We start from the raw sequence: 17,192 nt of genomic DNA, 5'->3' as shown, positions 1-17,192 counted from the left end.
TCTGTCCCCCACTTGCTCTATGGCTAAATCCATGAGAATGGTCTCCGCTCCCCTTCGTCCCGGTCGTGGCCTCCTTCATGATGCTCTTCTTCATCCCGCACATCTTCGACCGCTTCGACCTCGTCGTCCATGCGATGCGGGAACAGCCACGGGTCGCGGATTCGTCCGCGCGGCGCAATCACAACATCATCAGCGTGAATGATCAGCTTATCGACATGAATGACTTTTGCTTTTTTTCGATCCGACATGCCCATCCCCCCTTCCTTTCGCCTAGTTGCACTGTTAGACTATGCAAGGAGAGGAAGCGGAGTATAGGCGCTTCTCACGGATTTGTGCTATTTCTTTACGACCGGCGGCCGGCCGCAGCCGCAGCCTCTCGGGCGCCGCACTGGCTGGGTTGTCGAGGTGAGCGCCCAAGCCGTCGGTTTGGGCGAGATTGGTTTCGTCATGGCCTCATCCCTCCAGATGAAAAAAATGTATGGCTACTGCTATTGTATGGCCCCATCGGCCAAGGGTGCCTCTCATTTTTCCTTGCGCTCGTCCGAGCGGGGCACAATCGCATTTTCTTGGCGCAGCGTGCGGAAAAACCAGCTGTCCGGCCGTTCTTCGTCACGTACTCCTCCCGTCTCTCCTTGCAGCTGCTGCAGCTGGCGGCGAAGTTCGTCGTTTTGTTTCATCAGCTGCTTTATTTGCTCATAACGTTGCTTGCTTTGGTAAGCCAGTTCCCTTAACACTACATTTTCTGCCTCTGCTTCTTCGAGCCGGCGCTCCAGCTCAGCAATCCGCTCAGCCAGCCGCCGTTCATCTATCCCTTTTGTTCCTGCCTTCGCCGCTCCCCGTTGTTCTCTCATTCGTCATCTCCCCCTTTATTTCATCGTCCGGCAGACGCCTGCCGACAAAAAATCCGCATCTGTCCCAACACATTTACCTATATCATTCATAGTATACAGTAGTCCCAAACCATTAGGCGTTGGGGAACAAATGAACGATAGGAGGAACGAGAAAATGGGCCATTACCGTCGCGATACGGAAAGGGTATGCATCAGAACACGCAAAATTTATGACTGGGTGACGCGGCAAATCGACGTGCCATTAAAAAGCTTCAGCGGCGATGATTTGGAAACGATTTTCCCATCGGACACTTGTCCGGGAGACGGGACGATTTGCGACTTTTTGGCGGCGCAAAACATGGACCCGCAAAACTTTGCCATTCGTTGTTTCTTGACAGACGCTGCCGGAAATCCAATCGATCCGGTTGTTGACCAGGATGCGCTGATTTGCCAAGAAATCATGCAGCCAAACGGCCGGCAGCCCGTCAACGTCACCCTTCCTTCCGGGGAGACCGTGACATTGCAAAAAGTCAAAGCGCTCGTCAAAGGACACGTCGTTGTGCAAATTGTCAGCCCGACCGGCACGGTGATTTGCCAATCGGCGCCGATTCCGTTTGCCACGGCGCAAACATTCATCTTATGCGCTCCGGAAGGCACGCAGCTCAATTGCCATATTTCCTTCTTTGAATGCGATACAAGCTTAGTTTGCACGGACAACTTCACTCAACTCGACGTTTCCATCACCTTATGCCTTGAAGTCCAAGTGGAAGCTGACGTCAAAATCGAAGTTGAAGCCCGCTTCTGCCAACCGCGCGAAGAACTTGCCGAAGCTGCGCTGTGCCCGACAACCAAATTCCCGCCACAATGCCCGGACGTATTCCCAGCAATGTAACGTCCCGCACCGCTTAGGCTGTTGTTCTCAACAACAGCCTTTTTTATATGGCATTTGCCTTCCGCGTATACATAAGATAAAAATGGAAGGGGTGGAAAACGAGTGAAAAATGCGAATGATGACCGGCACCTCCGCCTGCAGCAGCAAATTATTCACTACCGGTCTGAAGCCGCCTCGTGCAGGCAACAGATCAAGCAGCTTGAGGCCGAACTGGAAAAAGAAAAAATGCGCAGCGCCTATCTAAAAGAAAAATTGCGTGAAGCCGAAACAGTCAACGCCGAAATGTACAAGAAAAAGATCGCGGCCTTGGAGCGCCAGCTTTTGTTGTATGAAATCGCGCTCGAAGAGGCAGAGCATCGCGTCTCCGGACCGCAACAAACCACCGGCGCCGATCCAGCCGCTTCCGTGCTGGCGCTGTTTCATTACTCGGTTATGATCCCGACGCACCTTGATGAAGAAGAAATTGTCGTGATTGGCGACTTCATCATCCGCAACAGCGGAACCGCGCCGCTTCACCATCCGGTCGTCTGCCTCCGCATCTCGCCGCCGAAAGCAGCGGTGCTGAGCGGAAAAATTGCGCTCCCCCAAAGCGGGCGCGCCGCACAGGAGGGGCTGGCTGACAGCGGCGCCGAAGGTTGGACGTTCATCCAAGAAAACTGGCGGGAAAAAGTGCGGCAAAACGGCGAATATTGGATTGCCCCGCTCCATGGCGTCCCCATTGAACCAGGTGAAGAACGGCGCTTTTCCCAGTTTGAGATTGCGGTTCGACCGTCCGGCAACGTCCGCTCCCTGACAGTCGACGGCTTCGTATATGGCGCTGAACTGCCCAAAGGCGCCGCCGCGGCCAACCGCATCGCCGTCCAATGGTAAACGGAGCCCGCCCCATCCAATGGAGCGGCTGCTTTTCCCGGCCGGCTTCAGCCGGCCTCGTCTTGTCGGCAGCAACGATCTTTGCTTGACAGCAGCAGCGGGGGCATGATGCTTCAAGTATCCAAGACCAACCGAAAGACAATCTCCCGCCGGCGGAAGCCGTCGGCCAGCCATCCAGGCGGCAGCTTTCCGCTGCAGCCGGTCCGGATGACGCAAGCTATATAGATGCAATTTAAAGCTTTAACATTTTTCGTCTTTGCCGGTCATTGCATCCGACTGTCGAGTGACCGAACAACGCCGCTTAAAGACCCATGAATGGGTCTGTGAAGCGAGTCGTTGTTCGGTCTTCCGTCACGCTAAGGCGTGACGGAGGCAAGCCACACGCTTGCCTTCGACAGTCGAAAATGGGCAAACCACTTTTCTGTCAAGGATATGTTAAACTTCTTTGTTGCATCTATATAGCGTCTCTCCCCTTACGAGAGCCACTTGCTGACAACCGTTTCAATCAGCGCCGCCCCGCCGGCGACTGCGAGCAGCACGATCAGCGGCTGGAAAACGGCCGGCCAAGCAACAACCCCAATATAACAAAACGCTGCACACCATATCCCGGTGCACCAGTAGCAACTTAGCAGTTCGCCGATCCAGCGCCGCAATCCGCTGCCCTTCAAAATGAGAAATACTTCTTTTCTTCCGTCCGGAAGCTCCTCCTCCACCCATTCATGGAAAGGCCGGCGAAGCCAGGCGGTGATCGTATCGTATACGATGAGCCTCGTCAGGCGAAAGCTGGCTAAACAAAGAAGAATAAAGGAAAACGGGTCGTCCACGTTCCTCTCCCCTTTCCGCTCGCCGCGGCCGCAAAAGGAGGCGTGCACTTTTTTCCGCCTCCCCGGCCCGGCAGCAGGCGAACCTGCTCCGGTGCGGACGTTTACCCAAACGCTCTCCTACGCCAATCATATGATGGAGTATAGGTTTTTAACACAAGAGACAAGAAAGGAGGCGACACAATGTACCGTGTCTTTTTCGAGCGGCGGCCGACCCGCCCCCGCCTTTCCCGCGCTCTTTATGAACAGCTGACGGCACTTCCGCCGAACACAGAAGTGAACGTACACACCGCCAATGAGACGTATTACAATGCGCTTTTTCTCGATTTCGAGCCGCAGACGAACACCGTTTCGCTGTTGGTTGACCGTTTCTACGAAGATGGGGGGCGCCCGCTTTCCCTCAATGCGACTGCGATCACGGCAATCGATCTCCCTGCTTCCATGCGTTCCGATTCACAAAAACAGCTCGAGGACGAGGAAGAATAATCAAGAAAAGCCTTGCCGGCTTGCGCCAAAGAGCGCAGTCGGCCTTATTTTTTGCCGCCCCTTTTCGCCATGGCTGGTGCGCCTGTCTATACCAACTCGTTTCCCTTTACATACACTCTTATTAATCGACCATTGGCGCTAGGAGGAACTGATCGTGGCTTCAAAACGATCCCGCCTGTTGTTTGAAGTGTTGCACAGCTACGGCCTGTCGGAAACCGAGGTGGATATCGCCGGCGAGCTAAAAAAGGAAAAAGTATGGCTTCTGCAAAACAAAAAAACGGGTGAGCGGTGCGTACTAAAACGGCTGAATGAGGATAAAACACCTTTCCCGATTTTGCTTCATTCCAAACTGTATGAAACTGGATTTCACGTCCCAAAAATGATCCGGACAAAAACAAAGCAACTTTACGTTCAACGAAAAAACCACTATTACTACTTGATGGAGTACGTTCCCTCAAGCGGAAGCAAGCCCTCATTCCAGCAACGGATTGAATGGTTGGCCCGTTTTCACAAACACAGCCTATTCGACGATTGGATCGATCCCCATCCGCCGTCCTTCCCCGAACCGACCGACATACTGGATGCACACCAGGAAAAGACGGCGTATTTACAGAAACAGGCAGAGACCGTTAATAATGGGACCTCTCTTTCTCATATAATGAAACAGATGGCCCAGCTTGCGGCCAAAAGCTATGCGCTGCTTGAAAAAAGCGATGTCGCTGACTTTTGCCGTGAAGCGGCGAAACGGAAAGCCATTTGCCATGGGGATTATAACAGCAACAATCTTTTATTGGCCGAAAACAATAACGTGATGATGATTGATTTTGACCGCGCTTACTACGGCCTCCCGCTCGATGATTTTCGCTTTTTGCTCATTTCCTTAACAAGAAACCCGAAAAACAACGTGGTCAAAAGACTTCGGTCATTATTTGAAATCTATTTCTCCATTTGTCCGCTCTACGCTTCGTATCAAAGCGTCTACTTAGCTGATGCCATGTTTCCGCATGTGTTTTACAGCGAAATCATCGGCCAAGAGACGCGAAAGCGGGCGACAGGCAGCCAGCCGCCGTTGGACTTGCTCATCCGCCTCGCTGAGCAGGAAAGGAAAAAGTTCGCTTTTTTGTCCGACTTGTCGAAAAGCGAGGGATCAAGAACATGAAACGAACGATCGCCCATTTTATCCATGAAAAAATGAAAATTAACCAACGGTTTATTTACAACCAAATGGTTCGTTTGAAAAAATACCGGCCGATCATTATCGGATCGTTCGCCGATGACGGCAGCCATCCGTTTCCGCTTGTCAATTATTACCATCTTAACGATATTGGCCATTTCGGCCGCTTCGCCAAAAAGCAAAACATCGTCGCCATTCACGCCCATCATGGAAAACACGCCGTTGAAATTCTTCCGCTTTGTGTTGCCCATGGCATTCCCCTTATTGTCAGCATCCGCGGCCGCGACGGGTCGGCGAAATATAACAGCTTCCGGCGCAACCAAAAGCGGTACAGCCTGCTTAAAGAGCACGGAGCGCTCTTTCTTCCCGTTTGCCGTTACCTGGCTGACGAACTCGTTACGTTAGGATTTCCCCCAGAAAAAATCCATGTCCTCTACGGCGGCATTGAGCTTGATTTATTTCCGTACCGCGAACGGACCATTCCAGCAAGCGGGGATATCATCATTCTCTCAATCGGCCGGCTCGTCGAGAAAAAAGGGTTTTTAACGCTCGTGCGCGCCTTTTGGCGCGTGCGGGCGAAACACCCGCGCTGCCGTCTCCGCATTATCGGCGCCGGAAAAGAGGAAGAAAACATCCGCCGGCTTGTCAATGAGCTCGGTCTCGCTCCGTTTGTCGAATTGCCCGGCGCTATGGATGCCGCCGCCATTGCCCAAGAAATGGACCGCGCCCATCTGTTTTGCTTGGCAAGCGAGACAGCTCCGGACGGAGACATCGAAGGCATTCCGAACGTCCTGAAAGAAGCGATGGCAAGCGGGCTGCCCGTTGTCTCAACCAACCATGCCGGCATCCCTGAATTGATCGAACACAGACGCACCGGCTACCTCGCCCCAGAAAAAGACGACAAAGAGCTCGCGAACGGCATCTGCTTTTTCCTCGAACATCCGGAGCAAGCCCCCTTGTTTACCAAACAGGCGCGCAAGGTGATCGAACAACGGTTTAACCTTGCTAAGCAAATGAAGGAACAAGAGCGGCTGTATGATTTAATAGCCAAAAAAACCAGGTAATGAATACCTGGTTTTTTCATTTCTCTTTCCAAACCGCCGAAAGAAGCGCCATATAACCGTCGGATGTCCCGATGTCAAACCGCGCTCCAGCGACGATCTTCCCTTCGCATCCTTCCTTGGCCGCTAAGCGGCGGATCGCTTCCGTCAGCTGAATTTCTTCTTCCCCGGAGCTTGGCAGCGCCTCCAAGTGCGAGAAAATGGCCGGCGTGAACACATAGCGGCCGATGACGGCCAAGTCGGATGGCGGATCGGCTTTTGGCTTTTCCACCATATCGTCGATGCGGTACGTCCCATCGGCAAGCGGCTTCCCGCGGATAACCCCGTATTTGTGCAATTCCTCCGGCTTCACCCGATTAAGGCCGACCACGCTTTTTCCAGAGCGCTCATAATGCTCGATCAGCTGCCGAATGGCTGGAACGCCGTCATGCAAAACGATGTCGTCAGGCAACAGCACGGCAAACGGTTCGCTCCCGACAAATGACTTGCCGAGCCGGACCGCATCCCCCAATCCTCTCGCGTATGGCTGGCGCGTATAATACAGCCGTCCTGGCGGAATGAACTCATCTTTTAGCAAGTGCGCTTTGTTTTGCCGCTCTAAAAACGCTTCAAGCTCCAAGGAGCGGTCAAAATAGTCGACAATTAAATTTTTCGCCCTCGATACGATCATGAGCAGCTCTTCGATTCCGGAGGCAAACGCCTCTTCGACAATGTATTGGATCGCCGGTTTGGCGCCGATTGGAAACATCTCTTTCGGAATCACTTTCGTCACCGGCAAGCTTCTTGTCCCATATCCGGCCGCGGGGATGATCGCTTTTTTGACCATCGTTGTCCCCCCTTGTCTTCTTTTTATACCTTATCGTATTCGCTTTCGAATGGCAGGGAAGGTTGTCCGGCGAAAATAGGCCACGTCATTTCCAGCGTTTTAGGCGCTTGCCATATGGCAAACAAAGCTTGTCCATTAATACGCTATAAAAGCCGGACATTTCGCGAAGGAGGTCTATAAGTCATGAACATTTGCATCATCGGTGCTGGCTACGTCGGACTGACCACTGCAGCCGTCCTTGCCGAACTGGGGCATGAGGTGCATTGCATCGATCATGACGAACAGAAAATCCGCCTGCTCAATGACGGAAAGATCCCGTTTTATGAGCCAGGATTGGAGGAACTGATCACCAAAAACTCTAATTATTTAACATTCAGCGGCCGCTGGGACTACATCAAACGGGCAGCCGTCATTGTCATTTGCGTCGGCACCCCGCCGCGGCCGGACGGCAGCACCGATTTGCGCTATATTGAAGCCGTGCTCGACCGCTTGGCAACGACGATCAAATCGTACAAAACGATCGTCACGAAAAGCACTGTCCCGCCGGGGACGAATGAATGGATGCGTGCCGAGCTTATCCGCAAAGGAGTGAAACCGCAGTTGTTCCGAATCGTATCCAACCCAGAGTTTTTGCGGGAAGGGTCGGCTGTCTACGATATGTTTCACCCAGACAAAATCGTCGTCGGACTCGAACCGGATGATGACCGATCGCTCGCCGTCATTCAAGGAATGTATGCCGGCATCAACGCCCCGTACGTCACAACGAGTTTGACCGGCGCTGAACTGATCAAATACGCCGCCAACGCCTTTCTAGCAATGAAAATCTCATTTATTAACGAAATGGCGCGCATTTGTGACGCGTTTGCCGTCGATGTCAATGACATCGCCCGCGGGATCGGCCTCGACCCGCGCATCAGCCCGCACTTTTTGCAAGCCGGACTCGGTTACGGCGGCTCCTGTTTTCCAAAAGATGTGAAAGCGCTCGAACATGCAGCGCGTTCACGGCAAGTGGAACCTCATTTACTGAAGGCCGTGCAGACCGTCAACACCACCCAACTCGATCTATGTCTTCAGAAGCTGCATGAGCAGCTCGCCCCACTGGCCGGCAAAAAAATCGCCGTGCTTGGCATCGCCTTTAAGCCCAATACGGATGATACGCGGTTTTCCCCCGCCGAAGCGCTCATCCGCCGCTTAAGCGAAAGCGGGTGCACGGTCGCCGCCTATGATCCGAAGGCAAAGCTCACGGCTCCCCCCGCCAATGTCAAACAGGCAAAGTCTGTTTACGAAGCGGTTCGGGAAGCGGATGGTTTAGTGATCGCCACCGATTGGGACGAATTCCGAACGCTTGACTGGTCGCAAGTGAAAACGATGATGAACGGGACGCTCGTGTTTGATGGCCGAAATTGTTTGGACCGCCGCGCTGTCGAACAAAGCGGTTTATGCTATATGGGGGTGGGGCGCGGATGAACATTCTCGTCACCGGGGCAGCCGGGTTTATCGGCTCCCATTTATGTGAAAAATTGCTCGAAGATGGCCAACACCAGGTGATCGGCGTTGACAGCTTCATCGGACCAACGCCGGCGCCGCTCAAGGCGAAAAACATCGCCGGTCTGCAAGCCCATCCGCGGTTTGCGTTAGTTGAAGCCGATTTGCTGACTGCCGATTTGCCGGCGCTGCTGCAAGGGGTGGATGCGGTGTACCACCTAGCCGGCATGCCCGGTGTGCGTACGAGCTGGGGAACAGACTTTGCCGCCTATGCCGTCCATAACATTTCCGCCACCCAGCGGCTGCTTGAAGCGTGCAAAGACTTACCGCTTGAGCGGTTCATCTATGCTTCGACCTCGTCTGTTTACGGCGAGCAGAGCGGCAGGCTGTCAGAATCTCTCGAACCGCTTCCGCTCTCCCCGTACGGCATTACAAAGCTGACCGGCGAGCATTTATGCCGCGTCTATTTCCGCGAATTCGGCGTGCCGATCGTCATTTTGCGCTACTTTACCGTCTACGGACCGCGCCAGCGCCCGGACATGTCATTCCACCGCTTTATCCGCCAGCTGCTGGCCGGCCAGCCATTGACCGTCTTTGGCGACGGAACGCAATCGCGCGATTTTACGTATATTTCCGACTGCATTTCCGGAACGGCAGCCGCCCTCGAGCGCAAGGAAGCTGTCGGGCAAACGATCAATATCGGAGGGAAAGAACGGGCATCGGTTCATGACGTGATTCACCTGCTGGAGTCGCTGACGGGAAAACAGGCGACCATCCACTATGCGCCGGCCGCCCGCGGGGAGCCGAAACAAACGTGGGCCGACTTAACGAAAGCGGAGCAGCTGCTCGGGTACAAGCCGGTTGTGACACTTGAGAACGGCCTGCAAAAAGAAATCGAATACATCCGTTCATTGTATGGGGATGAACGTTCATGAACATCGCTTACGTTTGCACAGAAAAACTGCCTGCCCCGGCGGTGCGGGGCGGGGCCATTCAAGTGATGATCGACGGGATTGCCCCCTTGATCGCCCGCCGCCATGATCTGACGATTTTTTCCATTGATGATCCGCTTTTGCCGTCAGAAGAGACAAACGGACGCATCCGCTACATCCGTTTTCCAAAGGCCACTTATGAAACAGACGTAGCCCGTGCGCTTTCGGCGTGCAAGTTTGATGTCGTCCACGTCTTCAACCGGCCCGTTGCGCTCGCCGATTACCACGCCGCGGCGCCGCACAGCGCCTTTGTATTGAGCCTCCATAACGATATGTTTTCGCCTCTGAAAATCACAGCAGAGCAGGCAGAGCGGGCGCTCAACGCCTGCACCTTGCTGACGGCTGTCAGCGAATACATCAAACGGACGGTAACCGGCCGTTACCAAGTCGATCCTCGGAAAGTCAAGGTCATTTATTCCGGAGTCGATCTGGCGCCATACGTTCCTGCCTGGACGGAAGAAGGAAAGCGCATCCGCCGGGCCGAACGGCAAGCGTACGGGCTTGCCGACCAACCAGTCATCCTGTTTCTCGGCCGGCTCAGCAAAACAAAAGGACCGCATTTGCTTCTGCAATGCTTGCCGTCCCTGTTGGCCCGCCATCCGGAAACAGTGCTCGTCATTGCCGGCGGGAAGTGGTTTAGCGACAACAGCCGAAGCGAATATATCGACTGGCTGCATGAGCTGGCGGCACCGTTTGTGGAGCACGTCATCTTCACAAACTACATCCCGCACAGTCGCATTCCGAAACTGTTCTTAATGGCCGACGTGTTTGTGTGCAGCTCGCAATGGCACGAGCCGCTCGCCCGCGTTCATTACGAGGCGATGGCCGCCGGCATTCCGGTCATCACGACCAACCGCGGCGGCAACGCCGAAATCGTCCGCCATGGCGAAACCGGACTAGTCATCGACGACTATCCAAACCCGCACGCTTTTTTGGAGGCGATCGATTACATCCTTTCAAACAAACAGGAGGCGGAAACCATGGCAAAAAACGCACGAAAGCTCGTTGAAGAGCAATTTCAATTCGAACATGTGGCCCAGCGGTTTGAAACTGTTTATACGGAAGCACACTCCTCTCTTTTTTCAGACCAATAAGGCTGCCTAATGGTTTTTTAAGGCGGTCTTTTCTTTTGTCCCCAGCCCGCTTCGGCAAAACCGGCCACACCGCTTTTTTGGCCGTCGCCGCCCCCGTTAATGACCTCCCGCCGCATCCGGCGTCAGCAGCCGCAACCGAGGCATAGAAGAAATATCCTTACAGTAATGAGCTTACCCAATCCAATTTCCTTCTACATACATACCCTAGTAGCAATCCCTCATCTTTTGAGGAAACCATCTGAAATACCCGGCAGGAGGGATAGCGTGAAGCCGATCGTCATTGAACCGTGGCCTGTTGATGAAACGACCCATGAATTTTTTGTCCCTGATTATATTATCCAGCTGGCAGAAGAGGTGCTGAAACACTACGATTTATCCGTTCAAAATATGCAAATCGTCACAACCAAACCGGATAAAGGGGGGGCGATTTGGAAACTCGAAACAAAATCTGGCCCGAAAAGTTTGAAACTGCTGCACCGAAGGCCAACAAGAAGCTTATTCAGCTTGGGAGCGCAAGAATACCTGGCAGAGGTGCGCAAGGCGAGAGTGCCGCCGATTGTCAAAACGAAGAGCGGGAACAATTATGTGGAAGCAGGCGGAAAACTGTGGTTTGTGGCCGAATGGATTGAACCGTTGACGCCAGTCACAAAAGATTTGGAAGGGGCCAAGCAGCTTTGTTACGCCCTTGGCGAATTCCATCGCCTAAGCAAAGGATACATCCCTCCGCAGAAGGCAGAAATGGCCTCACGGCTACACAAATGGCCAAAAAACTATGAAAAGATGATCACCAAAATGAGCTGGTTTCGGAACATTGCCCACTGTTACCGTGAAATGCCGGCAAGCTCGCCATTGCTGGAGGTCATCGATCAATTTGAAGAACAGGCGCGAAAAGGCATGGAACGATTCCGTCAATCGAAATATTGGGAGCTAGTCGGACAAGGGACGACTGGTTGGGGATTGGCTCATCAAGACTATGGTTGGTCCAACGGCCAAATGGGAGCGGACGGAATGTGGATTATTGACCTTGATGGAGTGGCGTTTGACCTTCCCATTCGCGATTTGCGAAAACTCATCAGCGGCACCATGGCGGATTTATACCGGTGGGATGCAAAATGGGTTCGGGAAATGATTCTCGCGTACCATGAAGCGAACCCGATCACGCCTGAATTGTACGAGATTTTGATGATTGACTTGGCCATGCCAAACGAATTTTACAAAAACATCAAAGAAATGGTCTACGAGCCCGAAATCTTCCTCAATGAACAAACAGCGCAATTAACTCGAACAATCGTCGAAACTGACCAGTCAAAATGGCCCGTATTGGCGGAGATCGAAAAAGACTGGAAAGGAGTGGGGCCAACGTGAAGATTTTGATGGTTTGCACAGAAAAACTCCCCGTTCCCCCTGTGCTCGGCGGGGCGATCCAAACGTATATTGCCGGCATTCTCCCACATGTAAGCCGCTTCCATGATATCACCATTTTGGGCATCAGCGATTCATCGCTACCCGAAGAGGAAACGATCAACGGGGTTCATTACGTGCGCGTACCGGGCAAAGTATTTGAAATATACCGGGAAAACGTTGTTCGTTATGTGGAAGCGAACGAGTTCGATCTCATCCACATCTTTAACCGCCCCCGCCTTGTCCTTCCGATCCGGCAGGCGGCTCCTTACGCCAAAATTACGTTAAGCATGCACAACGATATGTTTCATCCGGAAAAAATCGACCCGGATGAGGCAGCGGCAGCCATCGCAGAAGCAGCCTCCATCGTAACGGTCAGCGATTATATCGGCCATGTCATCCGCAGCCTATACCCGCAGGCATCGCCAAAATTGCGCACGATTTATTCAGGGGTGGACAGTGAACGATTTTTGCCGGGGAACCATCCCAAAATGCAAAAAATCCGCAGCGACATCCGACGGGCGTATGGACTCGAAAACAAAACGGTCATTTTGTTCGCCGGCCGCCTGTCGCGCAATAAGGGAGTCGACAAACTCGTTTTGGCATTGCCGGAGCTGGCCAAAAAGTTTAAAGACATAGCGCTTGTCATTGTCGGAAGTAACTGGTTTAGCGAAAACGATATTACCGATTATGTCGCATACGTAAGAGCGCTGTCCAAAAGAATGCCTGTGCCCGTCATCACAACAGGCTTTGTCTCCCCAAATGAAATCCAAAATTGGTTTGCGGCTGCTGATGTGTTTGTCTGCACTTCCCAATGGCAGGAGCCGTTGGCGCGCGTCCATTACGAAGCCATGGCGGCAGGCCTTCCGATCGTCACGACAGCCAGAGGCGGCAATCCAGAAGTCATTTTGGCGAATGAAAATGGCCTGATCGTGGAAAACCCAGAGAACCCAAGCGATTTCGCCGACAAGATCGCCCAAATATTATCCAATACATCTTTGATGAAAAGAATGGGCGAAAAAGGACGCGAGCTGGCTGTTTCGCTGTATCATTGGGAGCGGGTCGCTTCGGAGTTATTGGAAGTGTGGGAGCAAGCCAAAGAATTCGAATCAACAGCTGCTCTCACAACAGAACTGCAAACAGAAGAGGCATTCGGACAACCGGTGTCGCCTCAAACGGACCCAAAAGAAACGGAACGGTCGAAAAAGAATACAGCGGCGCGGACAATGCCTCCCAAAACAGAAAAAGCGAATGTGAAAAACGAAAAACGGAAGAAAAAACGTGCCGCCTCACTGGCAGACGATCAACAGAGCGCCAAACAAAAAGAGGCGATGGCGTCACAAACCGAAAGCGCAAAAGGCGCTCCTGCCCCCCGGAACGTGCAAACCGGCCGCCATTCGAAACCTTTTACTATTGCAAGCGGCAACCGACAGATGCCAGGCTCGGCGACAAAAACGCATTTGAACCGCAAACGGGCTCAAGCAAAACATGATGACAAGCCTTTTGCAATTGCAAGCCTTCCGGGCGCAAATGGACCATCGTCAGCAAGAAAAGCGGCAAGCCTCAAAAAATAAACCGCAAGCCAAACGGGAATGTCTCCTGCAACAGTGAGGGGCGGCATGAACTATGGCCATCCCTTTCCCGACGATGCACCGCATCCGGGCAACGCTGTGCTTCGACGCGGGAAAGGGAAACCGTTATGGCAGAAATCCGATCATCGTTACGGAAACAAGTCCGGCGCGGCCGATAACGGTTTCGTTCCCCCGCTCGTCGGCGATCACCAATTCATCCGCTGTGCATCGCTTCAGCACACCTTCATAGCTTTGCTCCTGCGTGACAAACTGACATTTAAGCGGCGGCAAATGGCCGGGCAGCTTTGTTAAAAAGACGAGCTGTTCGTCAAGCGGCATCGCTTGAAATTCCTTTTTGGAAAGAAACGCCTTCGTTTCTTCTCTTGTTTCGTCTTGTTCATCGATGGCGCCTATTGCCGTCTTTTCTGTCCGGCTGGTCCACGTAAACGTCTCTTGCATATGCGCAGTGACGCGCACCGGTTTCGGCTGTACGATGTAAAGCAACGGCTCTGTTTCCATCGCCTTATGTTTGCGCATGCCGATCCTCCTTTCATGCTTGCCTTCTTTCTATATGTATGCCCCCCGTTCCAACAAATTGCTCTTCAGACAAAAAACAGCCGCTCCGTATTTGGAACGGCCGGCTGGCTGCTTTAATATCCCAAAATGTGATACCCGGAATCGACATGAATAATTTCCCCGGTGATGCCGCGCGACAAGTCGCTGAACAAAAACAGCGCCGCATCGCCGACTTCTTCCTGCGTCGTCGTCCGGCGGAGCGGAGCGCGTTCTTCGATTTGCTTTAAAATCGAGTTGAAATCGCTCACCCCTTTGGCCGACAGTGTGCGAATCGGTCCAGCGGAAATGGCATTGACGCGGATGCCGTATTTGCCCAAATCGTTCGCCAAATATTTCACGCTCGCATCAAGCGACGCTTTCGCCACACCCATAATGTTGTAGTTTTGCACGACGCGCTCGCCGCCTAAGTACGTAAGGGTGACGATGCTGCCGCCTTCCGTCATCAGCTCTTTCGCTTCACGAGCCACCGCGGTGAGCGAATACGCACTGATGTTATGGGCGAGCAAAAAGCCTTCGCGGCTGACATTCATATACTCACCGCTCAAGTCTTCTTTATTGGCATAGGCGATGCAATGAGCGACGCCATGGATGACGCCGACTTGTTCTTTGATTTGCGCAAAACATTGAACGATGTCTTCATCTTTTGCCACATCGCACGGCAGCAGAAGCGAACGTTCGTCCCCAAGCGTATCGACCAGCGCCCGCACCTCTTTTTCAAACCGCTCGCCGGCATACGTAAACACCAACCGAGCGCCGGCAGCGTGAAGCGAACGAGCGATGCCCCAGGCGATGCTTCGTTTGTTCGCCACCCCCATCACGACATATGTACGTCCTTCCAACGATAAGACCATTCGTTCATCCTCCCAATTATCATTTATTCTTAGCACCAGGTGTTAATTCTATTATAGGCGATGCGGCAGACAATGTAAATGCGCGCTTTCTTTTTGCCTTTTGGCTCCTTCATGCTGCCGGCGGTTTTTCCCACTTTGCAAAACCGACTCAATTCGCTAATATGGTATATGGTACATTTGAATGGAGAGGATCGTTCCATGGATCATGACCGTTTTTCCCAATCGAAGCTTGATTATCACTTATTATTTCTTTTATTCTTAATGGCCGTGGTGAGCGCCATCGCCATTCACAGCGCGGAGCCGATGCTTCCCGAGAAGCTGCAGAACGTCAACTTCGCTTCCAAGCAGCTGCAATGGTACGCCATCGGCGCTGTCGTGATCGCCTTGACGATGATCATTGACTATGATCGGCTGTTTCAAATCGCTTGGTATTTGTATGGATTCGGGATGTTGCTGTTGCTTGGGCTGGAATTGAACGTCCCAGGATCAGTAACCATTAAGGGGGCGACGAGCTGGTATCATCTACCTGGAGGCAACTTTCAACCATCCGAGCTGATGAAAATTTTTATGATCATCGTCCTAAGCCGCATCATCGTCAATCATCGGGAAAAATACCCTGAACCCATGATCCGCGATGATTTCAAGCTGCTCGGCAAAATCGCCCTCACCGTGTTGCCGCCGCTCATCTTGTTGGCCAAGCAGCCGGACATGGGCATGTCGATGGTATTTACGGCCATCACCGCCACCTTGGTGCTCGTTTCCGGCATCCGTTGGCGCATCATTTTCGGCATCGTCTTTTCCGGAGTGGCGGCCGTGGCATCCATTGTATTCATATACTTTTATTTTCCGGACTTTTTTCATAAATATATCATTGAAGAAGATTACCAATTAAACCGGTTTTACGGATGGCTCGCACCGTATGAATATTCGACCGACCAAGGGTTTCAGCTCATCCGTTCGTTGATGGCCATCGGCTCGGGGGAGCTGTACGGGAAGGGGCTCGGCAATTTACAAGTGTACTTGCCTGAGGCGCATACCGACTTTATTTTCGGGGTTATTGCCGAACAGTTCGGATTCGTCGGTTCGAGCATCGTCGTTTCGCTCTTTTTCCTGCTAGTTTACCGCATGGTCCATATCGCGCTTGAGAGCAACGATTTGTATGGCAGCTATTTATGCGCCGGCGTCGTCGGCATGATCACGTTCCAAGTGTTCCAAAACATCGGCATGACGATCGGGCTGCTGCCGATCACCGGGCTGCCGCTGCCGTTTATCAGCTACGGAGGAAGCTCGCTCGCCACGTACATGCTGGCGATCGGCCTTGTCTTAAATGTCCATTCGCGGACGCGGAAATTTATGTTCGCGAGCGATGAATAGCCGCTTGCCCATCACCGGCAGGCGGCTTCGTTTTTGCCGGCCGCCACCCATTTTGCGGCTGTCCCGGCGCAATCTCCTCTTTTCTTTCTATTGTCTGACGGACATACTGGTAGTATACCGACCATAGTCAGAAAGGAGAGCATCCTATGGCCATTGACATTATCGGCGATATTCATGGCTGTCGCCGAGAATTTGTTGCGTTGACAGAAAAACTAGGGTATGTATGGAACGAAGGGATTCCCGTTCATCCTGGCGGCCGAAAGCTCGGGTTTGTCGGTGATTTGACCGATCGCGGCCCCGAGTCGCTAAACATGATTGAGATCGTCTCCGCCCTTGTCGAGCGAAAGCTGGCTTACTACGTGCCGGGCAACCATTGCAATAAGCTGTACCGCTTCTTTTTAGGGCGCAACGTGCAAATCGCCCATGGTCTTGAGACGACCGTCGCGGAATATCGCGCCTTGCCCCCGAGCGAACAGGAGATGGTCCGCCGCAAATTTATCCGCCTGTATGAGCAGGCGCCGCTGTACGCCGTTTTGGATGAGGGGCGCCTTGTCATCGCCCACGCCGGCATTCGCCATGATTATATCGGGCGGACGGATCAAAAAGTCAAGACGTTCGTCCTATACGGAGACATCACCGGCGAAACGAACCCGGACGGGACGCCGGTGCGCCGCGACTGGACGAAGCGGTATCGCGGCGACGCATGGGTCGTCTATGGCCATACGCCTGTCAAAACTCCGCGGTTTGTCGGACGAACCGTCAACATTGACACCGGCTGTGTGTTCGGCGGTGCGCTCACTGCGTTGCGCTACCCGGAAATGGAGACCGTCTCGGTTCCGTCATCGATGCCATACGTTCCGGAAAAATTCCGTTCGTTCCCGTAACCGG

Annotated in this window: 18 protein-coding genes; 12 read left to right on the top strand and 6 right to left on the bottom strand. The window is 53.0% G+C overall.

Annotated features, from left to right (window positions below):
- Positions 1–23: 23 nt before the first annotated feature.
- Together CV944_RS03765 and CV944_RS03760 are read right to left on the bottom strand one after the other, a co-directional pair.
- Positions 24–248 (bottom strand): hypothetical protein, encoded by a 225-nt coding sequence (locus CV944_RS03765; protein ID WP_033010464.1) that lies wholly within the window; start codon positions 246–248, stop codon positions 24–26.
- Positions 249–521: 273 nt separating this feature from the next.
- On the bottom strand, positions 522–851 hold the full coding sequence (locus CV944_RS03760; RefSeq protein WP_100663840.1) for a spore coat protein regulator protein YlbO: 330 nt from the start codon (positions 849–851) through the stop codon (positions 522–524).
- Positions 852–1,005: 154 nt separating this feature from the next.
- Between CV944_RS03760 and CV944_RS03755 the strand changes: the two genes are divergently transcribed.
- Together CV944_RS03755 and CV944_RS03750 are read left to right on the top strand one after the other, a co-directional pair.
- Positions 1,006–1,722: a BMQ_0737 family morphogenetic spore coat protein gene (locus tag CV944_RS03755; protein WP_044744408.1), complete on the top strand. Its 717-nt coding sequence runs from the start codon at positions 1,006–1,008 to the stop codon at positions 1,720–1,722.
- 102 nt (positions 1,723–1,824) lie between these two features.
- On the top strand, positions 1,825–2,592 hold the full coding sequence (locus CV944_RS03750; protein ID WP_033015674.1) for a tropomyosin: 768 nt from the start codon (positions 1,825–1,827) through the stop codon (positions 2,590–2,592).
- Between the two features lie 473 nt (positions 2,593–3,065).
- Here the strand turns inward: CV944_RS03750 and CV944_RS03745 are convergent, their stop codons facing one another.
- Positions 3,066–3,416 carry a DUF1360 domain-containing protein gene (locus CV944_RS03745; protein WP_033015715.1) on the bottom strand — a complete coding sequence of 117 codons (351 nt, stop codon included), beginning with the start codon at positions 3,414–3,416 and terminating at the stop codon, positions 3,066–3,068.
- Positions 3,417–3,596: 180 nt separating this feature from the next.
- Between CV944_RS03745 and CV944_RS03740 the strand changes: the two genes are divergently transcribed.
- The 3 genes from CV944_RS03740 (at position 3,597) to CV944_RS03730 (ending at position 6,137) form a co-directional block, all read left to right on the top strand.
- Positions 3,597–3,899, top strand: a complete 303-nt coding sequence (locus CV944_RS03740; protein ID WP_100663839.1) for a hypothetical protein — start codon at positions 3,597–3,599, stop codon at positions 3,897–3,899.
- A gap of 154 nt (positions 3,900–4,053) precedes the next feature.
- Complete coding sequence (locus tag CV944_RS03735) at positions 4,054–5,058, top strand: phosphotransferase (protein WP_100659315.1); 1,005 nt, start codon at positions 4,054–4,056, stop codon at positions 5,056–5,058.
- Positions 5,055–6,137, top strand: coding sequence for a glycosyltransferase (locus CV944_RS03730; RefSeq protein ID WP_100663838.1), 1,083 nt, complete (start codon positions 5,055–5,057; stop codon positions 6,135–6,137). The genes CV944_RS03735 and CV944_RS03730 overlap by 4 nt, the downstream gene beginning before the upstream one ends.
- Positions 6,138–6,153: 16 nt before the next feature.
- On the opposite strand, the gene CV944_RS03725 is transcribed toward CV944_RS03730, so the two are convergent.
- The gene (locus CV944_RS03725; RefSeq protein WP_100663837.1) at positions 6,154–6,960 is read right to left on the bottom strand and encodes a UTP--glucose-1-phosphate uridylyltransferase; all 807 of its coding nucleotides are present in this window, start codon (positions 6,958–6,960) and stop codon (positions 6,154–6,156) included.
- A gap of 183 nt (positions 6,961–7,143) precedes the next feature.
- Between CV944_RS03725 and CV944_RS03720 the strand changes: the two genes are divergently transcribed.
- The 5 genes from CV944_RS03720 to CV944_RS03700 all read left to right on the top strand — a co-directional run bounded on the left by CV944_RS03720 (position 7,144) and on the right by CV944_RS03700 (position 13,506).
- Positions 7,144–8,427: a UDP-glucose dehydrogenase family protein gene (locus CV944_RS03720; RefSeq protein ID WP_100663836.1), complete on the top strand. Its 1,284-nt coding sequence runs from the start codon at positions 7,144–7,146 to the stop codon at positions 8,425–8,427.
- A complete protein-coding gene (locus CV944_RS03715) occupies positions 8,424–9,380 on the top strand; it encodes an NAD-dependent epimerase/dehydratase family protein (RefSeq protein WP_100663835.1) in 957 nt (318 codons plus the stop codon). Before CV944_RS03720 ends, CV944_RS03715 begins: the two co-directional genes overlap by 4 nt.
- Positions 9,377–10,531, top strand: a complete 1,155-nt coding sequence (locus CV944_RS03710) for a glycosyltransferase family 4 protein (RefSeq protein WP_100659310.1) — start codon at positions 9,377–9,379, stop codon at positions 10,529–10,531. The genes CV944_RS03715 and CV944_RS03710 overlap by 4 nt, the downstream gene beginning before the upstream one ends.
- 264 nt (positions 10,532–10,795) lie before the next feature.
- On the top strand, positions 10,796–11,896 hold the full coding sequence (locus CV944_RS03705; protein ID WP_100659309.1) for a CotS family spore coat protein: 1,101 nt from the start codon (positions 10,796–10,798) through the stop codon (positions 11,894–11,896).
- The gene (locus CV944_RS03700) at positions 11,893–13,506 is read left to right on the top strand and encodes a glycosyltransferase family 4 protein (protein WP_100659308.1); all 1,614 of its coding nucleotides are present in this window, start codon (positions 11,893–11,895) and stop codon (positions 13,504–13,506) included. Before CV944_RS03705 ends, CV944_RS03700 begins: the two co-directional genes overlap by 4 nt.
- A gap of 123 nt (positions 13,507–13,629) precedes the next feature.
- Here the strand turns inward: CV944_RS03700 and CV944_RS03695 are convergent, their stop codons facing one another.
- Both CV944_RS03695 and fabI read right to left on the bottom strand, forming a co-directional pair.
- The gene (locus CV944_RS03695; protein ID WP_100663834.1) at positions 13,630–14,040 is read right to left on the bottom strand and encodes a CotO family spore coat protein; all 411 of its coding nucleotides are present in this window, start codon (positions 14,038–14,040) and stop codon (positions 13,630–13,632) included.
- A 113-nt stretch (positions 14,041–14,153) separates the two neighbouring features.
- Positions 14,154–14,930: an enoyl-ACP reductase FabI gene (gene fabI, locus CV944_RS03690; RefSeq protein ID WP_011230335.1), complete on the bottom strand. Its 777-nt coding sequence runs from the start codon at positions 14,928–14,930 to the stop codon at positions 14,154–14,156.
- A 198-nt stretch (positions 14,931–15,128) separates the two neighbouring features.
- On the opposite strand from fabI, the gene CV944_RS03685 reads away from it, so the two are divergent.
- Both CV944_RS03685 and prpE read left to right on the top strand, forming a co-directional pair.
- Positions 15,129–16,304, top strand: a complete 1,176-nt coding sequence (locus CV944_RS03685) for an FtsW/RodA/SpoVE family cell cycle protein (RefSeq protein ID WP_033010448.1) — start codon at positions 15,129–15,131, stop codon at positions 16,302–16,304.
- A 146-nt stretch (positions 16,305–16,450) separates the two neighbouring features.
- Positions 16,451–17,188 carry a bis(5'-nucleosyl)-tetraphosphatase PrpE gene (prpE, locus tag CV944_RS03680; protein WP_044743410.1) on the top strand — a complete coding sequence of 246 codons (738 nt, stop codon included), beginning with the start codon at positions 16,451–16,453 and terminating at the stop codon, positions 17,186–17,188.
- Positions 17,189–17,192: the final 4 nt, after the last annotated feature.

The sequence above is a fragment of the Geobacillus sp. WSUCF-018B genome, assembly GCF_002809985.1.
Classification (GTDB): domain Bacteria; phylum Bacillota; class Bacilli; order Bacillales; family Anoxybacillaceae; genus Geobacillus; species Geobacillus thermophilus.
This window is presented reverse-complemented; position numbering and strand designations above follow the sequence as displayed.